This is a genomic window from Streptomyces sp. TAA040, assembly GCF_000424845.1.
In genome coordinates, this window is record NZ_AUKR01000014.1 from 117,960 (window position 1) to 141,250 (window position 23,291).

Genomic DNA, 23,291 nt, shown 5'->3' on the forward strand with positions numbered 1-23,291 from the left:
AGAGGGGCACCTCGTGGTAACCAAGCATCCCGCCCGTGATCCGGCCGACACGGATCTCACCCGCGCCGACTCGCTGGCCCGTGAGATCTTCGCGGGTGTGGCCAACAAATGGGCGTTGCTGCTCATCAACGTCCTGGCCGACCGCACCCTGCGGTTCACCGAGCTGCAGACGCAGGTCGGAGGCATCAGTCACAAGATGCTGTCCCAGACACTGCGGCACCTCGAACGGGACGGGCTGGTCGACAGGACCGTTCATCCGGTGGTGCCGCCCCGTGTCGAATACCGCCTCACCGAAGCCGGCCAGGCACTGCGCGCCACGGTCAACGGTATGTGCGCCTGGACCCGTACCTATCTGGACCACATCGAGGAGGCTCGGCGCCGGTTCGACTCCGCCCGTGCGGTGTGACATGGCCGGCCATGGCCGTGACGGGGTGAACAACCCCTGCTCGGGCCCTGTCAGGATGCCGCGTCCGGCCGGCCGTTTGCGCTTCGGCCGGACGTCGTTGACGTTGCCGGGCGCGATCTCCGGAGCCCTCGCCTCGCAGACCGACCGGGCCCGCAGCGGGGCGTCGGCCGCGGCGAACACCGCCATGATCTGCCGGGAGGTCGGATGGTCCGGCAGCTTCGCGGCCGGCGGCGTTTCCGTGCGCGGACGCGGCCGGCACCACCACCGCGATCACCAGAACGAGAACGTCAACTGTCAGGCCCCGCTTGCGGCCTGGGACTTTCTTGCCGCGTCCCCTCCGGTGGTGTCAGCCGTCGGCACCCCGGCGGCCACGTGCAGGCTCTGGGTATCGCGCACCACCAGGCTCGGGGCGGCCCTGCGCCCCCGGCTCTCGCGGACCTGCCAGCGCAGCAGTTCGTGGATGGTCCGGTCGGTGCCGTCGTCGCGCCACGTGTGGACGTCGTACGTCACCGCACCGAACGGGGGCAGGCCGTGGGGAGGTCGTCCCACGGGCAGCCGGTACGGGACCGGTAGAGCAGGGCGTTGACGATCTCCCGCATCCCGTGGGCACCCTGATGGCCACTGACGGAGGACGCCTGGCCTTCCAGGAGGCGACGACGGACTCGATCAGGGCCCGCCGCTCGTCGGACACGTCGCTCTTGCAGGGCTGGCGGTCGCTCCTCGCCTCCGCCGAACCCACCATGACGACGAACGTGCTCGGCCCGATCCGGCTCATCGCCACGTTCATCGCCCATCTGCAGGCGCAACCGGACGCCACCGTCATGACCGTCTCCTCGGGACTGGCGTTCACGCCTCTCCGGATCACGCCGAGCTACAACGCGTCGAAGGCGGCGATCCACATGCTCAGCGAGTCCGTACGGCTCCAGCTCGCCGACACCCCGGTGCGGATCGTCGAACTCGAACCGCCGGCCGTGCGCACCGCGCTGCTGCCCGGGCACGAGGAGAACGAGCTGGCCATGCCGCTCGACGCGTTCGTCGAGGAGGTCGCCGGACTGCTCGAAACCCGGCCGGACGCCAAGGAGATCCGGGTCGAGCGTGTGAAGTTCCTGCGCTACGGCGAGGCCCGCGGCGACTACGGCCACGTGGTCGAGGCGCTCAACGGTGCGGCCCCGCACGGCGAGTAGGCCGAACGCCGTACCGCGACGAGCGGCACCGGGCGTGGAAGGCCCCTCAGCCGGGCGGGCGGGGGGTCGGCCGGCCCTTGGGGCGGCGCAGACCGGCGGCGGTGATCCGGCGGACCAGTTCCTTGCTGCCGACCTCCACGGCCCCGAGCCGTACGGCCTCGGCGTAGTGGTCGGAGGGGAGGTCGTAGTGGTCCCCGTCGAACGCCCGGCGCGGGGCGCCGAGGCCGGCCGCGAAGGCGTGCAGCTCCGCGAACGACACGTCGCTGACCAGGTGGGACCACATCCGGCCGTGCCCGGGCCAGCTCGGCGGGTCGATGTACAGCGTCACGCGCGGGTCGCCAGACCGCCGACGGGAGCGACCGCGGTGGCCGTCTCGGTGCAGACCCAGTGCGGGTCCTCGCCGAGTTCCGGTTCGACGTCCAGAGCGTGCGGGCCGCCCACCGGACCGCCCGGAGCGTCCCCGCAGAGCGGGCACAGCGGCCAGCGGCCGTAGCGGTCCAGCAGGGCGTCCTGGACGTCCTGCGCGACCAGCCCGGCGACGTACGCCGCGCCCTGCGGCCACTGCTCCACCCACCAGCGGCGGTGCGTCACCGACTCCTCGACCAGCGACACCGTGTCGGCGCCCGCGACGTCCTCCGCGGTGAGGTCGGCGAGGATCAGGGCGCGGGCCCGGTGCAGTGCCTCTTCCAGCTCCATCCGTCCATTGGACCATTCCCGGCCGGGCCGGCGGCCCGGCCGGGCACAGCCGTCCGCATTGCGGCCCGCCGCGCGGGCAGAAGGGAACTGCGGGGGCTCGGTGTGCGGAACAGGCGACTCCCTGCGGTGAACAAGCGGTGAACCCACCCTTCCCAGAGCAGACGGAGCAGCATGAAGGACACCCCCCACCGGCGCGCTCCCGGCAACCACTCCGGCGCCCGCGAGGCCGCGAGCCCCGCACGCCCCGCCGTGCGCACGCCTCCCGCGGTCCGGCCGTCCGCGAGCGCCATCGCCCCGCCGGCGGGCGGGGTGCCGGCGGGACGGCAGGCGCCGGTCCCGGGCGGCCCGCCGCCCGGGACCCGGGCACTGGCCGCGAAGGTGCGCACCCTCGCCCCCTCGATGACCCGCTCCGTGCAGCGCGTGGCCGAGACGGTGGCCGCCGCTCCGGCAGGCTGCGCGACCCTCACCGTCACCGGCCTGGCCGAGCGCACCGGCACCAGCGAGGCCACCGTCGTCCGCGCCTCCCGCCTGCTCGGCTCCCCCGGGTACCGCGACCTGCGGATGGCGCTCGCCGGGCACGCAGCCCGGGAGTCGTCCGGAGCGGCCCCCGCCGTCACGGCGGACATCGCGGCCGACGACCCGATGGACCAGGTCATCGCGAGACTCGCGGACGACGAGCGCCGCACCCTCGCGGAGACCGCGGCCCGCCTGGACCCGGGCCAAGTGGAGGCCGCGGTGATCGCGCTGGCCGCCGCCCGCCGGGTGGACGTCTACGGCGTGGGCGCCTCCGGACTCGTGGCCCAGGACCTGGCGCAGAAACTGCTGCGGATCGGCCTGCTCGCGCAGGCCCACGCCGACCCGCACCTCGCCGTCACCAACGCCGTGCAGTTGGCGGCCGGCGACGTGGCGGTGGCGGTCAGCCACTCCGGGCGCACCGTGGACGTCATCGAGCCGCTGCGGGTCGCCTTCGACAACGGCGCCACCACCGTCGCCGTCACCGGCGGACCGGACGGCGGCATGGCCACGTACGCCGACCACCTGCTCGTCACCTCCCCCACACGGGAGAACGTGCTGCGTCCCGCGGCCATGTCGAGCCGCACCGGCCAGTTGCTCGTGGTGGACTGCCTCTTCGTCGGCGTCGCCCAGCACACCTACACCACCGCCGCCCCGGCGCTCGCCGCCTCCTACGAGGCCCTCGCCCACCGGCACACCCCGGGCCCCCACTGACCCTCCCCCACCGCACGCACACCGGCCACCCGGCCACGGACGCCCGGCCCCGGCACGAGAGAGCCGCACCACCATGAACGCCTCCACCTCCGCGCCCGACCCCGGCCCTGGCTCCGACCCCGCACGCGACCCCGGCTCCGACGAGCTGCGTGCTCAACTGGACCGGCTGGCCACCGAGGCGTACCGCCCGGAGCTCGCCGGGATCGACCGGCTGCCCACTCAGGAAATCGCCCGGCTGATGAACACCGAGGACGCCTCGGTTCCGGCGGCCGTCTCCGCACGCCTGCCGCAGATCGCCGCCGCCGTGGACGCCGTGGCCGCACGGATGGCCCGCGGCGGACGGCTCGTCTACGCCGGGGCCGGCACGGCGGGACGGCTTGGCGTCCTCGACGCCGGCGAGTGCCCGCCGACGTTCAACACCCGTCCCGGGGAGGTCGTCGGTCTGGTCGCAGGCGGCCCGGCCGCGATGGTCACCGCCGTCGAGGGCGCCGAGGACCGGGCCGGCCTCGCCGTCGCCGATCTGACGGCGCTGGCGCTGACACCCGAGGACACCGTCGTCGGCATCTCCGCCTCCGGGCGCACCCCCTACGCCGTCGGCGCCGTCGAGCACGCCCGGGCGGCGGGCGCGCTCACCGTCGGCCTCGCCTGCAACGAGGACTCGCCGCTGGCCGCGGCGGCCGAGCACGGCATCGAGGTCGTCACCGGGCCCGAGTTGATCGCCGGGTCGACCCGGCTGAAGGCCGGCACCGCGCAGAAGCTCGTCCTGAACATGCTCTCCACGCTCACCATGATCCGACTGGGCAAGACCTACGGGAACCTGATGGTCGACGTCCGGGCGTCGAACGAGAAGCTCCGGGCACGCTCCCACCGCATCGTGGCGCAGGCCACCGGCGCGTCCGACACGGAGATCACCGACGCGCTGCTGGCCACCGGTGGCGAGGTGAAGCCCGCCGTCCTGTCGCTGCTCGCCGACGTGGACGCCGCCACTGCCACCCGGCTGCTCAGCGCCTCCGCGGGCCACCTCCGTCCGGCCCTGGAGGCCGCGACCGGCACGGGCCCCGGGACCGCTTGACGCGGCACCCGTCCACCCGTCCACCCGTCCACCCGTCCATCCGTCCACCCGTCCACCCGTCCACCCGTCCACCCGTCGGACCATCACGTCCTGCACGAACAGCGAGCCGGCCAGCAGCACCGTCACGGTCCGCGGCGCGAGCGGCAGCCGCGGCAGACAGGACGGGGGAACCGGGCCGGGCGGTCGACTCGTCCGCGAGGGAAGAGACAGCGACGGCCGGGGCTCAGATCTCGTGCGTCACCCGGGCCGGGTTGCCGACGGCAACGACGTCGGCGGGCAGGTCGCGGGTGACGACCGCTCCGGCACCGACGACGGTGTTCTCCCCGATCGTCACGCCCGGGCAGACGAGGACGCCGCCACCGAGCCAGACGTTGTCGCCGATGGTGATCGGCTTGGCGGCCTCCCACTTGGCCCGCCGCGCCTCCGGCTCGATCGGGTGCGTCGGAGTGAGGAGCTGCGTGTGGGGACCGACCTGGACGTCGGCACCGATGGTGATCGGCGCGACGTCCAGCAGCACGGTGCCGACGTTGATGAAGGTGCGCGGGCCGATCGTGATCCGGTAGCCGTAGTCGACGTGCAGGGCCGGACGGATCTCCACGTCCTCGCCGACGCCGCCGAGCAGTTCCTTGAGCAGCGCCCGCCGGGCCTGCGGGTCCTCGGCGCTGCTGGCGTTGTAGCGCTCGCTCAGCAGCGCGGCACGCTTGAGGTCCGCTTCCAGCTCCGGGGCGTCGGACCGGAACAGCTCGCCCGCGAGCATGCGTTCCTTCTGGCTGGCCACGTCTGGTCCTCCCGAGGGGCCGCCGGGGCCCCGGTCGTAGCCGGGCCCGCTGCGGGGGTCGGCGCTCCTCCCCCCACGCTACGGGCAGTTCCGGGGCGACCGGAACCCGGCACGACCACCGGCGGGACGCGTCCGAGGGGCACTGGCCGGGCCGTCCGGGCTCTCCCGCGGTGGGGCGCGGTCCCCGGACGGCCGCGACCGTCAGGAGGGCCAGGTGCTGCGGAGTGCCGGGAGGAGGGTCTCCTCGGCCCAGCGCAGGAAGGAGGGCTGGGTGTCGCCGCCGACCTGGACGACCGCGAGCTCGCTGAACCCCGCCTCGACGAAGGGCGCGAGGGCGGCGACGAAGTCGTCCGGGTCGTCGCCGCAGGGGATCGACTCGGCGACGTCCTCCTCACGGACGAACCGGGTGGCACCGGCGAACGCAGCAGGCCCGGGCAGCTCCGAGTTGACCTTCCAGCCCCCGCCGAACCAGCGGAACTGGTCGTGGGCCCGGGCGACGGCTGCCTTGCGGTCGGGGTCCCAGCAGATGGGCTGCTGGCCGATGCGCGGCTTCCCCGCGCCCCCGTGCCGGCTGAACGCCTCCAGCAGCTCCGTCTTCGGCTCGGTGGCGATCAACAGGTCCGCGAGTCGTCCGGCCAGCGCGCAGGACTGCTCGCCGGAGACAGCGAGACCGATCGGCGGCACCTCGTCCGGGAGGTCCCACAGCTTCGCGGACTCGACCTGGTAGTGCGTGCCGCGGTGGTTGACGTAACCGCCGGCGAAGAGCTTGCGGATGATGTCCACGGCCTCGGACAGCATCTCGTGCCGGACGTCGGCCGGCTGCCAGCCGCCCCCGACCACGTGCTCGTTCAGGTTCTCCCCCGCGCCGAGCCCGAGGCGGAAGCGCCCCTCGGCCAGCAGTTGGAGGGTCGCGGCCTTCTGGGCGACGATCGCCGGGTGGTAGCGCACCGTCGGGCAGGTCACGTACGTCATCAGCGGGATGCGTTCGGTGACCTGGGCGGCGGCGGCGAGGACCGCCCACGCGTACGGGGAGTGCCCCTGCGAGGTGAGCCACGGAGAGTAGTGGTCGGAGGTGACGGTGAAGTCGAAACCCGCCCGCTCCGCCTGGACGACGTGGTCGACCAAGTCCTTGGGGCCGGCCTGCTCGGTCATCATCGTGTAGCCGAATTGCACCATTTTCACCGGGTCCCCCACTCGCCCCCGAGGGAAACCCGGCCAAGACGCGGCGGAGAGGGAGCAGGACACCGGACATGCCGGAGGGCGGCATCCGGAACCCGGATACCGCCCCCCGCCGTACGGTTCGCCCGCGCACGGCGCGCCCGCTCTCACGGGGCGCGCCCGGCGCGGGAGCGCCGGACCGCCGATCCCCGAGGGGATCAGAAGTCCATGCCACCGCCCATGCCGCCGGTCGGGTCCGGAGCGCCGGCTCCGCCCTTCTCCGGCTTGTCCGCGATGACTGCCTCGGTGGTGAGGAAGAGCGCGGCGATGGACGCCGCGTTCTGCAGCGCGGAACGGGTGACCTTGGCGGGGTCGATGATGCCCTCGGCGATCATGTCGACGTACTCGCCGGTCGCAGCGTTCAGGCCGTGGCCCACAGTGAGGTTGCGGACCTTCTCGACCACGACGCCGCCCTCCAGACCACCGTTGACGGCGATCTGCTTGAGCGGGGCCTCCAGGGCGAGCTTGACGGCCTGCGCACCGGTGGCCTCGTCGCCCTCCAGCTCCAGCTTCTCGAAGACGCTGGAGGCCTGGAGCAGGGCGACGCCACCGCCGGCGACGATGCCCTCCTCGACGGCGGCCTTGGCGTTGCGCACCGCGTCCTCGATGCGGTGCTTGCGCTCCTTGAGCTCCACCTCGGTCGCGGCGCCGGCCTTGATGACGGCCACGCCGCCGGCCAGCTTCGCGAGACGCTCCTGGAGCTTCTCACGGTCGTAGTCCGAGTCGGAGTTGTCGATCTCGGCACGGATCTGGTTGACCCGGCCCTGGACCTGGTCGCTGTCGCCGGCACCGTCGACGATGGTGGTCTCGTCCTTGGTGATGACGACCTTGCGGGCGCGGCCCAGCAGCTCCAGGCCGGCGTTCTCCAGCTTGAGGCCGACCTCCTCGGAGATGACCTGGCCACCGGTGAGGATGGCGATGTCGCCGAGCATGGCCTTGCGGCGGTCGCCGAAGCCCGGCGCCTTGACGGCCACGGACTTGAAGGTGCCGCGGATCTTGTTGACGACGAGCGTGGACAGCGCCTCGCCCTCGACGTCCTCAGCGATGATCAGCAGCGGCTTGCCGGACTGCATGACCTTCTCCAGCAGCGGAAGGAGGTCCTTCACGTTGCTGATCTTGCTGTTGACGATCAGGATGTACGGGTCGTCGAGCGACGACTCCATGCGCTCCATGTCGGTGGCGAAGTACGCCGAGATGTAGCCCTTGTCGAAGCGCATGCCCTCGGTGAGCTCAAGCTCCAGACCGAAGGTCTGCGACTCCTCGACGGTGATGACGCCTTCCTTGCCGACCTTGTCCATCGCCTCGGCGATGAGCTCGCCGATCTGGGTGTCGGCGGCGGAGATGGAGGCCGTGGAGGCGATCTGCTCCTTGGTCTCGACGTCCTTGGCCTGCTCCAGCAGAGCAGCCGAGACGGCCTCGGTGGCCCGCTCGATGCCCCGCTTGAGCGCCATCGGGTTGGCACCGGCGGCCACGTTGCGGAGGCCCTCGCGGACCAGCGCCTGCGCCAGGACGGTGGCGGTCGTCGTGCCGTCGCCGGCGACGTCGTCCGTCTTCTTGGCGACCTCCTTGACCAGCTCGGCGCCGATCTTCTCGTAGGGGTCCTCGAGCTCGATCTCCTTGGCGATGGACACACCATCGTTGGTGATCGTGGGGGCGCCCCACTTCTTCTCGAGGACGACGTTCCGGCCCTTGGGGCCGAGTGTGACCTTGACGGCGTCGGCGAGCTGGTTCATCCCGCGCTCGAGGCCGCGCCGTGCCTCCTCGTCGAACGCGATGATTTTGGCCATGTGAAGTGGTCCTCCCAGACGGGGTGGATTGCTCCGGACCGCTGGCGCCCGCGACGGACGGCCTGCCCGCCCGGAGGTTCCTTCCCCCCGGGCTTGCGGACCTCACCGAACCGGTCCTTCGTTGTCACTCTAACCCGCAGAGTGCTAACGCCAATGATTAGCACTCGCCCCCCGAGAGTGCAAGCGGCCGAGGCGATTCCGCAAGCGACCCGCGGCCGCGCCGCGCGGAGCGGCCGCCCCGCGCGGCGGACCCTCGAAGCCGGCCGGACACGCCGAAGGGTCCGCATCCCCGTCTGCGGGGGATGCGGACCCTTCGGTGACGATGTGGTGTGGTCGTCGCTCAGGCAGCCACCCGGACCATGTCCGCCTGCGGCCCCTTCTGACCCTGCGAGATCTCGAACTCGACTCGCTGCCCTTCCTCAAGGGTGCGGTACCCGTCCATCTGGATCGCGCTGTAGTGGACGAACACGTCCGCACCACCGTCGACCGCGATGAAGCCGTACCCCTTCTCCGCGTTGAACCACTTGACGGTGCCCTGAGCCATCCCAAACTCCCCTATTGCTGGCCCTGCGCGAGGCCGCACTCCGCAGACCTCGGGTCAGAACTCACCCCCGACAGGCGTCGTGGGGTGTGCGCCGGAACGCGTCGACCGCCGCTGAATGTATCTGCACGGACGCCCTCTGCAACAGGTCAATCCGACGAGAATTCCGGGCGGCGGCACGCGGATGTTTCGCCCCGAACCTGAAGGAAACCGGGCAAGGCGGGCCGGGCACAACGGATCAACCCGACAAATGGGTCAGCATTTTCGGGCACAACTTGTCGCGTTCTCACCTGCGCGCGGCAGGGATGCTCAGGGGGGCGAGGTCCATTCTATCGCCTCTCGGAGCACGGAATTGCCCCCTCCGCTTGTCCTGCGGAGGGGGCAATCCAGGAGGAAAGGTTCGTACCGGTCCGCGGGTTCAGCCGCCGGCGACCGCGGGGATGATCGAGACACCCGCGCCGTCCGGGGTGGGCGTCTGGAGACCCTCGGCGAACCGCACGTCGTCGTCGTTCACGTAGACGTTCACGAAACGGCGCAGCTTGCCGGTGTCGTCCAGGACCCGCGGGCCGATCCCCTGGTAATTCTCCTCCAGGTCGGTCAGCACCTCGGAGAGGGTCGCGCCGTCGGCGGACACCTCGGACTTGCCGCCGGTGTAGGTGCGCAGAATGGTCGGGATGCGGACGGTAACGCTCATCGGGTTCACCTTCTGTGACGTGCCGTGGGTGAGAAGGGGTGACGAAGGAGTCGGTGGGGCGCGGTGGCGCGCCGCCGGGGTGTCGGGAGGGACGGGACCGGGTCGGCCGGACAGGTCAGGGCCGTGCCCCTCCCGGACCGGCCTCCCCGGCCGGGCGGGTCAGCCCAGGCCGGCGGCCCGGAAGGCGTCCAGGCTGGGCCGGATGACCGCAGAGGGGCCGGAGGTGGGCGCCACCGCGTCCAGCGTCTTCAGGCCGTCCCCGGTGTTCAGCACCACCGTGGTCAGCGACGGGTCCAGCAGGCCCTTCTCGATCAGCTTCGCCGTGACACCGACGGTCACCCCGCCGGCCGTCTCCGCGAAGATGCCCTCGGTCCGGGCCAGCAGCTTGATCGCATCGACCACCTGGGCGTCGTCGACGTCCTCCACCGCACCGCCCGTGCGCCGGGCGATGTCGAGGACGTACGGGCCGTCGGCCGGGTTGCCGATCGCCAGCGACTTGGCGATGGTGTCCGGCCGCACCGGACGCACCACGTCGTGGCCGTCCCGGAAGGCCTGCGAGACGGGGGAGCAGCCCTCGGCCTGGGCGCCGAAGACCTTGTACGGGCGGTCCTCGACCAGTCCGAGCGCGATCAGCTCGCGCAGCCCCTTGTCGATCTTGGTCAGCTGCGAGCCGGACGCGATCGGGATCACGAGCTGGTCCGGGAGCCGCCAGCCGAGCTGCTCGCAGATCTCGTACGCCAGGGTCTTCGACCCCTCCGCGTAGTAGGGACGCAGGTTGACGTTGACGAAACCCCAGTCCTCTCCGATCGGGTCGCCGATCAGCTCGCTGCAGAACCGGTTCACGTCGTCGTAGTTGCCCTCGATCCCGACCAGTTCACCACCGTAGACCGCGGCCATCACGACCTTGCCCTGTTCCAGGTCGTGCGGGATGAACACACAGGAGCGCAACCCCGCACGGGACGCCGCCGCGCCGACCGCTCCCGCCAGGTTGCCCGTCGAGGAGCAGGAGAGCGTGGTGAAACCGAAGGCGCGCGCGGCCTCGACCGCGATCGCCACCACCCGGTCCTTGAAGGAGTGCGTCGGGTTCCCGGAGTCGTCCTTGACGTGCAGCGAACCGGTGACGCCCAGTTCCTTCGCCAGGTTGTCGGCCCTGACCAGCTTGGTCATGCCCGGATTCAGGCTGGGCTTGTCCGCGACGTCGGCCGGGACCGGCAGCAACGGTGCGTAGCGCCAGATATTGTGCGGACCGGCCTCGATCCGCGCCCGCAGCGCCTCGGGATCGTCCGCCGGCAGGTCGTAGGCGATCTCCAGCGGACCGAAACACGCCGTACAGGCGAAGCTCGGACCCAGCGGGATACGCTCCCCGCACTCGCGGCAGGAGAGCGCCGCAGCGGGCCCGAGGAGACCCTCGGAAGCGGAACCGCCGTTCGATCCGGCGGCACCGGTGCTGCTGTCGACTGTGTGCACAGACATGGAGGCGAGGCCCTTTCTCCTCATCTTCCCCTCGGCGTATCTCGCCACGGGACGGAATTGGCACCTTCCCCACGGCGGCCTCGCCCGAGAAGAATTCGGAACACGAGTGCGCGCGGGAGGGTTGCCGGGGCTTCAACGGGCCGTTCCCTCTGCCCCTCTGGATGAGCGGTATGACGCCGGGCCCGTGATCCACCCGGTGTGTTTGTCCCGCGGGCCACCGGCGGTCACCGGCAGCCGACCCCGACATACGGAGGTCACACGCGTTGTTCAAGACTGTAACCGACACCCGTCATCGTGGAGACAGTCGTCCGCACCGCGAGACGTGACGCTGCCGCCCCCCGGTGGACGCCCGCCGGGGCGGCAGTGCCGCGGGCCCGCTCGCCGCGCACCGGCCGGTGACCGCACGCGTGGGGGCCGTGCGGCCCCCACGCACCGACCGGCCCGCGCGGCGGACGGCGACGACCCGCGACACCGAGACCTGGGGAGACGCGCACGTGCTGGATGAGGTCGACAGCTGGCTGCGGCGGCGTTCCTGGACCGCCGCGGACCGGTCGCTGCCACAGCTCCTGGCCGCCAAACGCGCCGCCGGGCCGCGCGGCACCGTCAGCGTCGTACTGCCCGCGCTGAACGAGGAGTCCACCGTCGGCGCCATCGTCTCCGTCATCCGCGAGGAGCTGATGACGGACGAGACCCCGCTGGTCGACGAACTGGTCGTACTGGACTCCGGCTCCACCGACCGCACCGCCGAGACCGCCGCCGCGGCCGGTGCGAAGGTCGTCCACCGCGACGAGGTGCTCCCCCGGCTGCCCGCCCTCCCCGGCAAGGGCGAGGTGCTGTGGCGCTCGCTGCTCGCCACCACCGGCGAGCTCGTCTGCTTCGTGGACGCCGACCTGCGCGGCTTCGAGTCGCGCTTCGTCTCCGGCATCGTCGGCCCGCTCCTCACCGACCCCGGCCTGCACCTGGTCAAGGCCATGTACGACCGGCCGATGGGCGACGACCCGGCGGGCGGCGGCCGGGTCACCGAGCTCGTCGCCCGCCCGCTGCTCAACCTGCACTGGCCTCGGCTCGCGGGCTTCGTCCAGCCGCTCGGCGGCGAGTACGCGGCCCGCCGCACCCTGCTGGAGCAGCTCCCCTTCCCCGTCGGCTACGGCGTCGAGCTGGGCCTGCTCATCGACGCCCTGGACACCGTCGGCCTCGACGCCCTGGCCCAGGTCGACGTCGGCGTCCGCCGGCACCGCCACCAGGACGGCCAGGCGCTCGGCCGGATGGCCGCCACCATCCAGCGCACCGCCCAGCTCCGGCTGCCCGGCGCCCCTCTCGCCCGCGCCGAGATCACCCAGTTCACCCGCCTCCCCGGCGGCGGCTTCGACGCCCGGACCCACCAGGTCGCCACCGAGGAGCGCCCGCCGATGCGCGGCGTCCCCGAATACCACGCCCACCGACGCGCCGCCTGACCCCGGCGGCGCGTCGGGTGGCGCGGCCGGTGCCGGGCCCCTCGCGGCAGCCCTGCCGCGGCCCTTACCGCACCCGAACGAGATCCGCACGAGATCCGTACGACAGTTTGAGCAGGCCCGACGACGGATACGCTCGCGACATGGCCCCTGCACCCCGCATCCTCGTCGCCTCCAACCGCGGCCCCGTCTCGTACACCGAGGCCGAGGACGGTTCGCTCACCGCCAAGCGCGGCGGCGGCGGCCTGGTGTCCGGGCTCTCCGCCATCGGGCCCGACGCCGGCGCCCTCTGGGTGTGCGCCGCCCTCACCGACGCCGACCGCGCGGCCGCCCGGCGCGACCGGGGCCGGCTCCCCGCCACCGACACAGGCGAGCAGCGCGTCCGCATGCTCGACATACCGGCCGACATCTTCGCCGCCGCCTACAACGGCGTCGCCAACTCGGTCCTGTGGTTCGTCCACCACCTGCTGTACCAGACCCCGTTGGAACCGGTCTTCGACACCGCGTTCGAGGCCGAGTGGGCGTCCTACGAGGCGTACAACGCCGCCTTCGCCGACGCCCTCGCCGCGGAGGCCGACGAGGGCGCCACCGTCCTCGTGCAGGACTACCACCTCGTCCTCGTGCCCGGCCTGCTCCGTGAGCGCCGCCCCGACCTGCGCATCGGGCACTTCTCCCACACCCCGTGGGCGCCGCCGGACTACTACCGGCTGCTCCCCGACGAGGTCGCCGCCGCCGTGCTGCGCGGCATACTCGGCGCGGACCGCGCCGCCTTCCTCACCTGGCGCTGGGCCGAGGCCTTCACCGCCTGCTGCACCGACCTGCTCGGCGCCTCCGTCATCTCCGCGGACGGCGAACTCCTCGTCTCCCACGAGGGCCGCGCCACCCGGATCGGCGTGCACGGCCTCGGCGCCGACGCCGAGTTCCTCCGCGAACGCGCCCACCGCGAGGACGTCGACGACAGGATGGCCGACCTTCGCACCCGGATCGGCGGCACCGACCGCCGCACCGTCGTCCGGGTGGACCGCACCGAGCTGTCCAAGAACATCGTCCGCGGCCTGCACGCCTTCCGCCGCCTGCTCGACGACCACCCCGAGTGGCGCGAACGCGTCGTGCACCTCGCCTTCGCCTACCCCTCCCGGCAGGACCTGCCGATCTACCGCGACTACACCGCCGAGGTCTCCCGCGTCGCCGAGGAGATCAACGACGCCTACGGCACCCCCGGCTGGACTCCGGTGCTGCTGCACGTCAAGGACGACTTCGCCCGCTCGCTGGCGGCCTACCGCCTCGCCGACGTCGCCCTCGTCAACCCGATCAGGGACGGCATGAACCTCGTCGCCAAGGAGGTCCCCGTCGTCTCCGACGCGGGCTGCGCCCTCGTCCTCTCCCGCGAGGCCGGCGCCCACGCCGAACTCGCCGCCGACGCCTGGACCGTCAACCCGTACGACATCGCCGGCACCGCCCGCGCCCTCCACGAGTCCCTGCTGCTCCCGGCCGCCGAGCGCACCGAACGCACCCAACGCCTCGCCGACGCCGCCACCGCCCTCCCCCCGCACCGCTGGTTCCTCGACCAGCTCCACGCCCTGGAGCCCTGAGCCCTCGCCCCGGCCTTCCCTGTCCAGTAGCGCGCCGCGGCCCCGGGAAGGCCGGGGCGAGGGCTCAGGGTGCCTGCTCCGGCAGGAGGGCGGAGAGGAGAGCGGCCACGCCTTCGGGCCCGTCGACGACGAGGTCGGCACGGTCGGCGAGAGTGGTGACGGTCTCGCCGGGGACGGTGCTGGCGCTGCACACCAGCAGGCCGGGACGGCCCGACTCGCGGCGCCTCCCGACGGCGTCGTAGGCGGCCAGGTCACCGAGGTCGTCACCGGCGTAGAGGACGGGACCCGCGTCGGTCTCGGCGAGGAAGGAGTCGAGGGCCAGGCCTTTGTCCATGCCGGGCGGCCGGAGTTCGAGCACCATGCGGCCGGGTTCGAGGTGCAGGCCGTGGCGGGCGGCCAGTTCGTGCAGCGGTGCGCGGAGCAGCTCGAAGGCGGCGGCCGGGTCGGGGGTGCGGCGGGTGTGGACGGCGAAGGCGCGGCCCTTGTCCTCGGTCCACGTGCCTTCGGGCGCGCCGATCCGGGTCAGCAGGGACGGGAGTGCGGCGCGGGCTGCGGCTACGCCGGGGTCCGGGGGCGGGGTGCGGGTCTCCCCGGTGGCGGCGTCCCAGCGTTCGGCACCGTAGGCGCCGAGGACGGTGACCTGCTCCAGGCCGGGGACGCCGGCGAGGCCCGCGTACCGGACGGCGAGGTCGGCCGGGCGTCCGGTGACGATGGCGACGGCGCGGATGCGGGGAGCCAGACGGGCCAGCGCCGGGACGATGTCCGGGTGGGCGCGGGCGTCGTCGGGGTCGGGGACGATCGGGGCGAGCGTGCCGTCGAAGTCGAGGGCGACGACCGTTTGTTCGGGGCGGGCGCGGATCGCTGCGAGGGCGGCGGTGCCGGCCCGGGTGGTCGGCGCGGGGACGGAGTCGCCGGGGCGCCGGGGAACAGAGGTCGGACTGTCCATGCTCCCGAGCCTACCGGCGGGCGCGCTGGGCTTCGCGGACTCGGCGGAGCCGGTTGACCGTCACCGGGGCGTGGGCGAGGGCCGCCGGATCGTCGAGGAGAGCGTTGAGGAGTTGGTAGTAGCGGGTGGGCGAGATGTCGAGCCGCTCCCTGATGGCCCGCTCCTTGGCGCCCGGCCCGGCCCAGCCGCGCCGCTCCACCGCGAGGACCGCCCGGTCCCGCTCGGAGAGGCCCTCCGTCGGTCCGCCCGCGCCGTCCGCGGAGCCCCCACCCGCGGCATCGTCCGCGGGCGCCGACCCGTCGGTCCCGCGACCGTCCGGCGCGGACCCGGGGCCGGACGCGGACGCATCCCCGGCAGGTCCGTGCCCGGCCGACGCAGCCTCGGGGAGCGGGCCCCCGGCGGACGCGTCGGCGGCGGGTTCGTTCTCGGTCACCCGATCCACCCTACGGCGCGCTCCCCACACCGGCCGTCGGCCGACGGTGGCTCACCCGGCCGCCCCGCACGTCGCCCGGGGCGGCCGGGGGCCGGACGCGCAAGGGTCAGTTGCGGGCGTTGGCGGCGGCCTCCGCCTCGTCGGCCTTGCGCTGGAGGGAGCTGAGGACGGTCTCCGGGTTGCCGTTCTCGGCGACGGCCTTGCCGATGCCCTCCTTGACGGCCTGGCTGGTGGCGGCCCAGGAGACCTTCCCGACGGGGTAGAACTCGGCGATGGGGAGCTGTTCGAGGAACGGCTGGAGGTCGTCGTGCTCCTCGGCCTCGGTCATCCGGTTGGACGCGGAGGTGGTGACGGGGAGCAGCCCGTAACGGTCGATGAAGGCGTAGTGCTGGTCGACGCTGAACACGAAGTCGAGGAACTTGCCGATCTCGGCGCGGTGGCCGTTCTGCTTGAAGCCCATGATCCAGTCGGCGACGCCCATCGTGGAGCCGGATTCGCCGGTGCGGCCGGGGAGCGGACCGGTGCCGTAGTCGATCTCGCCGCGGTCGGCCTGCTGGGTCAGCACGGGGTGGCCGTTGAGCATGCCGACGTCGCCACGGGCGAAGGCGTCGAAGGAGTCCTGGCGGTCGGTCGTCGCGGGCGAGTTTGGGCCGGTCAGGCCGGCGCCGACGAGTTCCTCGTTCAGCCAGTTGAAGGTCCGGATGTTCTCGGCGGAGTCGAGGGTGTAGCCGCCGACGTTGTTGGTGTACGCGCCACCGCCGCCGAACATCCACAGCATGGTCTCGGCGGGGGCCTCCTCCGGACCGAGCGGAAGGGCGTAGGGGATCTCCACACCGGCGGTCTTGAGTGCCTCGGCGTAGGACTTGATCTCTTCCCAGGACTTCGGCGGCTTCTCCGGGTCCAGTCCGGCTTCGCTGAAGAGCGTCTTGTTGTAGAAGAAGACACGGGTGCTGGAGACGAACGGCAGGCCGTACTGGATCCGGTTGAGCTCACCGGCCTGCGCGAGGGTCGGCAGGAAGTCCGCCTGGACAGGTATGGAGAGCATCTCGGAGGCGCCGTACAGAGCGCCCTGGGCCGCGTAGTCGGCGAAGGCACCGATCTGCGCGACGTCGGGTGCCTCACCGGCCTCGACCATGTCCGCGACGCGCTTGTCCACGTCGTTCCAGCTGTACACCGAGACATCGATCTTGATGCCCGGGTGCTCCTTCTCGAAGGCTTCGGCCAGGGCGTCCCAGTACTCCTTGGAGCCGTCGTCTCCACTGGGTGTGCCGTAGTCGGCGGCGACGAATTTGAGGGTGACGTCGCCCCCGCCGCTGCCGCCGCTGCCGCAAGCCGCAGCTGACAGCCCCACGGCGCTCACCATGCCGCTTGCTGCCAGTCCCAAGAACCGCCGCCGCTCCACTGAGACGTCCCCTTTACCCTGTTGCATACCCGAATAGCAGATGCCTGTTCGCGCGTCGTTCGCATGCGCGCGGAACAAGAGTCTCCATTCCGGGTCCCACCCGGTCTACACCACCCCCCGTATCGCTTCGGCAACAGACGTACCGCGCAGGTCAGCGGCTCGCCGTGACGGGAACCACGAAGTGGACTACACCACTCCCCGCTCCTCCCGGGAGCCCGGACCGGTCCCCTCCCGTCCGTACGCCGCGGCGGGACTCAGGAGCCGAGCCCGCGGTACCGGCCGCGGTAGTAGGTCAGCGGACCGCCTTCCGCGGACAGGAGGGCCGTGCCGACCACCCGGGCCAGGACGAGGGTGTGATCGCCTGCCGGGATACGCCGCTCGGTACGGCACTCCAGCTGCGCGAGCGCACCGTCGACCAGGGCGGCCCCGGAGACCGGGCCACGGGTGTGCGCGATCTCCCGGAACATCAGCCGGTCGCTGAGCCGGCCCTTCATGGCGAACCGGTCCGCGGTCCGCCGCTGGCTCTCGGCGAGGAGGGAGGCGCCCCACAGCGGCTGCCGCTCCAGCACCTCGTCCATCCGGGAACCCCCGCGGACGCTCAGCAGGACGAGCGGCGGGTCGAGTGACACCGAAAGGAAGGCCGTCGCGGTCATGCCGACGTCCTCCCCCTGCGCCCCGTCCTCCTCGTCGAAGGCGGTGACCAGCACCACCCCCGCGGCCAGCCGGGCCATCGCCGCCTTGAAGTGTTCTTCGCTCACGCCCTCAGCATGCGGGACGCCCCGCCCCCCGCCCTCCTCGGGCCCGGCACCCCCCGCACCGACCACCTCGTCGGGGGACGGCGGAACCTCCGAGGACGAAGTGCGCGGGGGCCGGGGACGGGAGGAGCGGGCGGCGGCGGAATCGGTTGTCGAATACACCCTTACGACGCTAACCGCGTCGGACACCCGACCGCATCGGGCCCGGGGACCAGAGCCCGCCGACGGTAGTCCTAGACCCCGCCCGCACTCATCACCGCATCGTCGGTGCGCGCCGGGAACGCGCCGTTCCCGGCGCGCACCGGGAACGGAGCACACCGCACCCCCGGCCCGTCGAGCCCGACGGCGACCGCCGTCGACACGGGCCTTCCCGCACCGGAGGTCGACACGGGCCGTCGACACAGGCCGTCAACATGGGCCGTCAACGCGGCGGGGCACGCAGGGACGCGCGGTGGACGGAATCGCGGACGGCATATGCGGGAGGTATGTTCCCGACTTCGGGAGCTTCCCCACTCGCAGCTACCAACTGCACACGCTCTGCTGTGACATGAGTCACAGATGGGATTTATCGTTGACCCTGTGTACCGAGTGGGCAGCTCGCTGTGATTCAGTGGCGGGAACACTCGGACGAGTGGCATTCGATGGATGGGGGCCACGGGGGGGGAGGGCGATGGGCACAGATGCGGAGCCGTACGTCCGACTCGCCACTCTGCGCCAGCTCCACCAGTCGGTGGCGAAACTGAACACCGCCCGCTCCCTCGCCGACACTCTCCAGACGGTGGCGAACGGCGTGGTCGAGGGACTGGGGTTCCAGCTGGCCGCGGTCAACCTGGTCCGCGGCGACGGCGACCTGGTGGTGGCCGCGGTGGCCGGCAGCCTCGGCGCCGAGTCCATGATGGCCGGCCGGGTGGGCTCCAAGGAGTCTTGGGCCCGCCGGCTCACGATGGGCGAGGCCTGGGGGGAGCTGCGGTTCATCCCCTACACCGAGGGCTGGGTCCTGGACGACGACGACGTCCCGCAGTGGCACACGACGGGCCCGTCGCCGCGCTTCGCCGACGAGTGGCACCCGATGGACCGGCTCTTCGTCCCGATGTACTCGTCCGACAGCGAGCTGCTCGGGGTCATATCCGTCGACCGCCCCGCGGACGGCAGGAGGCCGGGGGCCTGGGGCTGCGAGGCGCTCCAGATGTACGGGTTCCAGGCGGCCATCGCCATCAGCAACGCGCGCCTGCGCTCCAACATGCAGCGCGCCCTGGTCCGGCTGGAGCGCGAGCAGCAGGCCCTGCGGGCCAGCGAGGAGAGCTTCCGGCAGGCCTTCGAGTACGCGCCCAGCGGGATGGCGATCGCCGAGATGGGCGGGGATCAGCAAGGTCGCCTGATCAAGGCGAACGACGCGCTGTGCCGCCTCCTCAGCAGGCCCGCGTCGGTGATGCGGCGCTACAGCTTCTCCGACCTGGTGCACCCGGAGGACATCGGGACGCTGCTGCGGACCTCCGCCGAGGGCGGCCGGGCAGAGCTGCGGCTGGCCCGCCGGGACGGCTCGTACCTGTGGGTCTCGCTGCGGAACTCCGTGGTCGCCGACGCCGCAGACGGCCCGCGCTTCCTGCTCACCCATGTCGAGGACATAGAGGAGCGCAAGCGGCACGAGCTCCAGCTCGCCCACCGCGCCAGCCACGACCAGCTGACCGGGCTGCCGAACAGCGCCGAGCTGCGCGCCCGGCTGAGCGGCCGGCTGTGCAGTCGGCCGGGACCGGCAGCGGCCGGATCGGCGGGGCACGGCTTCACGGCGGACGAGTTCGACGGGCTCGGCCTGCCGGGCTTCGACCATCACACGCACATCGCCGCCCCCGAGACCGCGGACCCGCTGGACAAGGGACTGGCGGTGCTCTTCTGCGACCTGGACGGCTTCAAGTCGATCAACGACCGGTTCGGGCACCACTGCGGAGACGCCGTACTGATCGAGGTGGCGAGGCGGCTGGCGGGCGGGGTGCGGGACAACGACACCGTGGCCCGGCTGGGCGGAGACGAGTTCGTGGTCCTGGCCGAGGGACTCTGCCAGGCGGACGCGGCGGATCTGGCGCTCCGGTTGCGCAACGCCATCATCCCGCCGATCCGGGTGGACGGGCGTGCGGTCCGGGTCGGGGCCAGTTTCGGCATCGGCTGGGCGGCTTGCGGAATGTCGACCGAAGGGGTATTGCAATCCGCTGACCAGCGGATGTACGTGGAGAAGCGGTCCCGATCCAAGGGTCATCGGCGCGCCGGCTGACCCGATCGGCACGGGTCTCCGACCCGGACCTGTCGCTCAAAAGGGGTAAGCTGCGGCGCGTCAGCCGTATGCCGTGTGAGGAGAGCAGGGGATGACCGCCGGAAATAACGGTACGAGCAGTCCGGAGGGCGACGACCCGTTCGGCTATCTCTACCGCTCGGACGACGGTTCGCCCGCACAGGCCCAGCAGGCCGGCGTGCCGCGTACCTCGTACAACCAGGTGCGCGCGGTCGGTGAGCGCCGCAACGGCGGGCAGCAGGCGGCCCCCAGCCCGTACTACGCCGCACCCGAGGCGCAGCCCGTCGGCGGAGGCGCTCCGCCGTACCCGCCCGGCGGTCGCGGCCCGGCCGGGCACGGCGGCGGACGCGGCCGGGGCGGCGGCTCCGACCGCCGCAACGGCCTGCTGATCGGCGCGATCGCGGCGGCCGCCGCGGTGGTGCTCGGCGTCGGCGCGGCCGTCGCGTTCAGCGGCGACGACGAGGTGGGCGACCTGTCCGCCTCGCCCACCTCCGACGCCGGCGGCGGCAAGGTCGAGGCGAGCGAGGACCCGGGGGCGAACGCCGAGACGCCGCCGGAGCCGGACGAGGAAGTGGACCTGCCGAGCGAGGACGCCTCCAGCCTCCGGCTGGACAACGGCCCGACGGTCGCGTCCGACGTGGCCGGCTCCGAGGCGTCCGACGGCCAGTACGTGTCGGGCTTCAACAACGAGGGCGCCGCCGCGACCTGGACGATCGAGGTACCCGACGCGGGCAAGTACACGATGTTCGTCGGCTACTCGGTGCCTGGCAAGGACGCGGACTCCACGCTGGCGATCAACGGCAAGCCGCACGGCCAGCCGCTGAACATGGGGAACTTCGCCAAGGCCGAGAAGGGCGACTGGGAGAAGGGCTGGACGGTCACCTACGCCTGGGTCCAGCTCGACGAGGGGTCCAACTCGCTCCAGGTCTCCTGCCAGTCGGACAACTCCTGCGACTTCGCGGTGGACCGCGTGTGGCTCGCGGAGGGCCACGTCGAGCGCTGAGCCGACCGCACCCCCGCGCGCCGGCACCCGCAAGGGTGCCGGCGCGCGTCAGACCGGCTGGGTCTGCGGCCGGGGCTGCGCGGGGTGCTGCACGCCGGGCGGCCGCACGACCCACTCGCCCTTGCGGAGCACTCCGGCCACCGTCCAGTCGGCGGTCAGCACGACGAGGTCGGCGTCCTTGCCCGGTTCGACGGAGCCGATGCGGTCGGCGAGGCCGAGCAGCCGGGCGGGAGTGGTCGAGAGGGCCTTCACCGCGTCGACGACCGGCAGCCCATCGACGGTGACGGCCCGCCGCAGAGCGGTGTCCTGGGTGAGGGTCGAGCCGGCGATCGTGCCGTCGCCGAGGCGGGCGACGCCGTCGGCGACCTCCACGGTCAGCGGGCCGAGCCGGTAGCTGCCGTCATGGAACCCGGCGGCGTCCATCGCGTCGGTGATGAAGGCCACCCGGTCCGGTCCGGCACTGCGGAAGGCCAGCTCCAGGACGGAGCGGTGCAGGTGGGTGCCGTCGTTGATCAGTTCGACGGTGACCCGTTCGTCCTCCAGCAGGGCGGCGATCGGGCCCGGTTCCCGGTGGTTGAGCGAGGGCATCGCGTTGAACAGGTGCGTGGCGACGGTGGCGCCGGCCTCGACGGCCGCCCTGGTCTGCGCGTAGTCGGCATCGGTGTGGCCGACGGCGGCGATCACGCCGTGTTCGGCGAGCAGCCGCACCGAGTCCAGGCCGCCCGGGCGTTCGGTGGCCAGGGTGAACATGCGGGCACTGCCGCGGGCGGCGTCCACGAGCTTGCGGACCTCGGTCGGGTCGGGGTCGCGAAGCAGCTCCTCGCTGTGCGCGCCCTTGCGGCAGGGCGAGATGAACGGGCCCTCGAAGTGGATGCCGGCCAGATCACCCTGCTCGACCAGTTCGGACAGCAGCGCCGCCTGCCGGGCGAGTACGTCCAGGTCACCGGTGACGGTGGAGGCGAGCAGGGTGGTCGTGCCGTGCTCGCGGTGGGTCCGGACGCCGGTCAGCACGTCCTCCGCGGTACCGGAGCTGAAGGAGGCGCCCCCGCCGCCGTGGTTGTGGATGTCGACGAAGCCGGGGACGACCCAGTGGCCGGTGAGGTCCAGGGAACCCGGTCCCGGCACCTGCCCCCCGGTGCCGACGGAGGTGATCCGCCCGCCCCCCACCGCGACCCGGCCGTTCTCGGTGACGCCGGCCGGCGTCACCACACGGGCGCCGCTCAGTACCTCGGAATTCGCCTTCACAGCTCCGAAACCTCCGCAGAGAGTAGGTCCCAGGCGAGAAGTCCCGCGCCCAGGCAGCCGGCGGTGTCCCCCAGGGCCGCCGGCACGATCGAGGGGAGCCGCTGGAAGGTGGCCTTGGCCTGCACCGCCGCGCGCAGCGGCGCGAAGAGCGTCTCGCCCGCCTCGGCCAGTCCGCCGCCGATGATCAGCGTCCGCGGGTCGAGCAGCGTCAGCGCGGTGACCAGGCCGGCTGCCAGGGCGTCCACCGCGTCATCCCAGACGGCGCGGGCGCGCGGGTGGCCGGCGGCCACGGCGGCGGCCGCGTCGGCGGCGGTCGCCCGTGGGTCGCCGGAGACCGCGGCCCACGCGCGGCCGACGGCGGCGGCCGAGGCGAGGGTCTCCAGGCAGCCGCGCTGCCCGCAGCCGCACAACGGTCCGTCCGGGCGGACGACCACGTGCCCGATCTCGCCCGCTCCGCCGTGCGCTCCCGCCTCCACCCGGCCCTCGATGCCGAGGGCGCCGGCGATGCCGGTGCCGAGCGGTACGAAGAGGAACCGGTCGACGCCGTCGCCCGCTCCGAGCCTGCCCTCGGCCAGCCCGCCGGCGCGGACGTCGTGGCCGAGTGCCACCGGGACGCCCCGCAGGTGTGCGGTGAGCAGCGCGCGCAGCGGAACGTCGGACCAGCCCAGGTTGGCCGCGTACCGGACGACCCCGGCGGGCTCGTCCAGCACACCGGGCACCACGACTCCGGCGGCTGCCGCCTCGGTGCCGAACCGTTCGGTGCCGAGGGTGCTCAGGTCGGCGGCGAAGGCCAGGACGGCCGCGGTCACCGCCTCAGGTCCGCTGTCGCGGTCGGTCGGTCGGCGTGCCTCGTGGAGCAGCGCGCCGTCCGCTCCCACCAGGGCAGCCTTCATGCCGGTGCCGCCCACATCAAGGGCGATGACGTATTTCACGGGTCCAGTCTCGCCCGAGAGACCACGAAAGGTCTAGTCCACTTCACCGGGGACCGCGTCCGGGTCCCGCCCGGCGGGCCCGCAGGCTCCCCGTCGCGGCCGGAACGTCAGTCCCCGTCGCGGCCGGAACGTCAGTCCCCGTCGCGGCCGGAACGTCAGTCCCAGTCGCGGC

General features: G+C 72.7%; 22 protein-coding genes, 1 pseudogene and 1 riboswitch. Of the genes and pseudogenes, 8 read left to right on the forward strand and 15 right to left on the reverse strand.

The features are described from left to right. The first annotated feature begins 13 nt into the window (after positions 1 to 13). Positions 14 to 406, forward strand: coding sequence for a winged helix-turn-helix transcriptional regulator (locus H300_RS0114455; protein WP_028428003.1), 393 nt, complete (start codon positions 14 to 16; stop codon positions 404 to 406). 223 nt (positions 407 to 629) lie between these two features. Here the strand turns inward: H300_RS0114455 and H300_RS32425 are convergent. Next, a pseudogene (locus tag H300_RS32425) lies at positions 630 to 1,148 on the reverse strand (transposase); the annotation flags it as partial. On the opposite strand from H300_RS32425, the gene H300_RS26925 reads away from it, so the two are divergent. Then, a complete protein-coding gene (locus tag H300_RS26925; protein WP_486583833.1) occupies positions 1,147 to 1,590 on the forward strand; it encodes an SDR family NAD(P)-dependent oxidoreductase in 444 nt (147 codons plus the stop codon). The pseudogene H300_RS32425 and the gene H300_RS26925 overlap by 2 nt on opposite strands. A gap of 46 nt (positions 1,591 to 1,636) precedes the next feature. Here the strand turns inward: H300_RS26925 and H300_RS0114470 are convergent, their stop codons facing one another. Both H300_RS0114470 and H300_RS0114475 read right to left on the reverse strand, forming a co-directional pair. Next, positions 1,637 to 1,918 carry a DUF4031 domain-containing protein gene (locus H300_RS0114470; protein WP_028428004.1) on the reverse strand — a complete coding sequence of 94 codons (282 nt, stop codon included), beginning with the start codon at positions 1,916 to 1,918 and terminating at the stop codon, positions 1,637 to 1,639. After that, a complete protein-coding gene (locus H300_RS0114475) occupies positions 1,915 to 2,286 on the reverse strand; it encodes a hypothetical protein (protein ID WP_028428005.1) in 372 nt (123 codons plus the stop codon). The genes H300_RS0114470 and H300_RS0114475 overlap by 4 nt, the downstream gene beginning before the upstream one ends. Positions 2,287 to 2,457: 171 nt before the next feature. Here H300_RS0114475 and H300_RS0114480 point away from each other — a divergent pair, with 171 nt between their 5' ends. Next, positions 2,458 to 3,513 (forward strand): MurR/RpiR family transcriptional regulator, encoded by a 1,056-nt coding sequence (locus tag H300_RS0114480; RefSeq protein WP_078515998.1) that lies wholly within the window; start codon positions 2,458 to 2,460, stop codon positions 3,511 to 3,513. A 73-nt stretch (positions 3,514 to 3,586) separates the two neighbouring features. Continuing rightward, positions 3,587 to 4,585, forward strand: a complete 999-nt coding sequence (gene murQ / locus H300_RS0114485; protein ID WP_028428007.1) for an N-acetylmuramic acid 6-phosphate etherase — start codon at positions 3,587 to 3,589, stop codon at positions 4,583 to 4,585. A gap of 223 nt (positions 4,586 to 4,808) precedes the next feature. Here murQ and H300_RS0114490 read toward each other — a convergent pair whose 3' ends face one another. From H300_RS0114490 to thrC, 6 genes are all read right to left on the reverse strand, one after another. After that, entirely contained in the window at positions 4,809 to 5,342 is a 534-nt protein-coding gene (locus H300_RS0114490) for a sugar O-acetyltransferase (RefSeq protein ID WP_037980432.1), read from the reverse strand. Between the two features lie 222 nt (positions 5,343 to 5,564). Continuing rightward, positions 5,565 to 6,539, reverse strand: coding sequence for an LLM class F420-dependent oxidoreductase (locus H300_RS0114495; RefSeq protein ID WP_028428009.1), 975 nt, complete (start codon positions 6,537 to 6,539; stop codon positions 5,565 to 5,567). Between the two features lie 200 nt (positions 6,540 to 6,739). Further along, entirely contained in the window at positions 6,740 to 8,368 is a 1,629-nt protein-coding gene (gene groL / locus H300_RS0114500) for a chaperonin GroEL (RefSeq protein ID WP_028428010.1), read from the reverse strand. A gap of 340 nt (positions 8,369 to 8,708) precedes the next feature. Continuing rightward, complete coding sequence (locus H300_RS0114505) at positions 8,709 to 8,912, reverse strand: cold-shock protein (RefSeq protein ID WP_003949956.1); 204 nt, start codon at positions 8,910 to 8,912, stop codon at positions 8,709 to 8,711. A gap of 415 nt (positions 8,913 to 9,327) precedes the next feature. Beyond that, positions 9,328 to 9,603: a MoaD/ThiS family protein gene (locus H300_RS0114510; protein ID WP_028428011.1), complete on the reverse strand. Its 276-nt coding sequence runs from the start codon at positions 9,601 to 9,603 to the stop codon at positions 9,328 to 9,330. Between the two features lie 159 nt (positions 9,604 to 9,762). Continuing rightward, a complete protein-coding gene (gene thrC, locus H300_RS0114515) occupies positions 9,763 to 11,076 on the reverse strand; it encodes a threonine synthase (protein WP_486583837.1) in 1,314 nt (437 codons plus the stop codon). Positions 11,077 to 11,093: 17 nt separating this feature from the next. After that, positions 11,094 to 11,244: riboswitch (SAM riboswitch) on the reverse strand. A 326-nt stretch (positions 11,245 to 11,570) separates the two neighbouring features. Between thrC and H300_RS0114520 the strand changes: the two genes are divergently transcribed. Continuing rightward, positions 11,571 to 12,530, forward strand: a complete 960-nt coding sequence (locus tag H300_RS0114520; protein ID WP_028428013.1) for a glucosyl-3-phosphoglycerate synthase — start codon at positions 11,571 to 11,573, stop codon at positions 12,528 to 12,530. 140 nt (positions 12,531 to 12,670) lie between these two features. Beyond that, on the forward strand, positions 12,671 to 14,119 hold the full coding sequence (locus H300_RS0114525) for a trehalose-6-phosphate synthase (RefSeq protein WP_037980363.1): 1,449 nt from the start codon (positions 12,671 to 12,673) through the stop codon (positions 14,117 to 14,119). A 64-nt stretch (positions 14,120 to 14,183) separates the two neighbouring features. Here the strand turns inward: H300_RS0114525 and otsB are convergent, their stop codons facing one another. The 4 genes from otsB to H300_RS0114545 form a co-directional block, all read right to left on the reverse strand. Continuing rightward, positions 14,184 to 15,065, reverse strand: coding sequence for a trehalose-phosphatase (gene otsB, locus H300_RS0114530; protein ID WP_028428015.1), 882 nt, complete (start codon positions 15,063 to 15,065; stop codon positions 14,184 to 14,186). Positions 15,066 to 15,075: 10 nt separating this feature from the next. Continuing rightward, positions 15,076 to 15,498 carry a DUF3263 domain-containing protein gene (locus H300_RS26930; protein ID WP_078515999.1) on the reverse strand — a complete coding sequence of 141 codons (423 nt, stop codon included), beginning with the start codon at positions 15,496 to 15,498 and terminating at the stop codon, positions 15,076 to 15,078. Positions 15,499 to 15,604: 106 nt separating this feature from the next. Beyond that, a complete protein-coding gene (locus H300_RS0114540) occupies positions 15,605 to 16,927 on the reverse strand; it encodes an extracellular solute-binding protein (RefSeq protein ID WP_199779190.1) in 1,323 nt (440 codons plus the stop codon). 227 nt (positions 16,928 to 17,154) lie between these two features. Further along, the gene (locus tag H300_RS0114545; RefSeq protein ID WP_078516010.1) at positions 17,155 to 17,631 is read right to left on the reverse strand and encodes a flavin reductase family protein; all 477 of its coding nucleotides are present in this window, start codon (positions 17,629 to 17,631) and stop codon (positions 17,155 to 17,157) included. 694 nt (positions 17,632 to 18,325) lie between these two features. Between H300_RS0114545 and cdgB the strand changes: the two genes are divergently transcribed. Beyond that, entirely contained in the window at positions 18,326 to 19,921 is a 1,596-nt protein-coding gene (gene cdgB, locus H300_RS0114555; protein ID WP_028428018.1) for a diguanylate cyclase CdgB, read from the forward strand. Between the two features lie 91 nt (positions 19,922 to 20,012). Next, positions 20,013 to 20,942 carry a hypothetical protein gene (locus H300_RS0114560; RefSeq protein ID WP_028428019.1) on the forward strand — a complete coding sequence of 310 codons (930 nt, stop codon included), beginning with the start codon at positions 20,013 to 20,015 and terminating at the stop codon, positions 20,940 to 20,942. Positions 20,943 to 20,990: 48 nt separating this feature from the next. On the opposite strand, the gene nagA is transcribed toward H300_RS0114560, so the two are convergent. Both nagA and H300_RS0114570 read right to left on the reverse strand, forming a co-directional pair. Next, positions 20,991 to 22,187 carry an N-acetylglucosamine-6-phosphate deacetylase gene (gene nagA / locus H300_RS26935; RefSeq protein ID WP_051270051.1) on the reverse strand — a complete coding sequence of 399 codons (1,197 nt, stop codon included), beginning with the start codon at positions 22,185 to 22,187 and terminating at the stop codon, positions 20,991 to 20,993. Then, entirely contained in the window at positions 22,184 to 23,119 is a 936-nt protein-coding gene (locus tag H300_RS0114570) for an ROK family protein (protein ID WP_028428020.1), read from the reverse strand. The genes nagA and H300_RS0114570 overlap by 4 nt, the downstream gene beginning before the upstream one ends. Positions 23,120 to 23,291 lie beyond the last annotated feature (172 nt).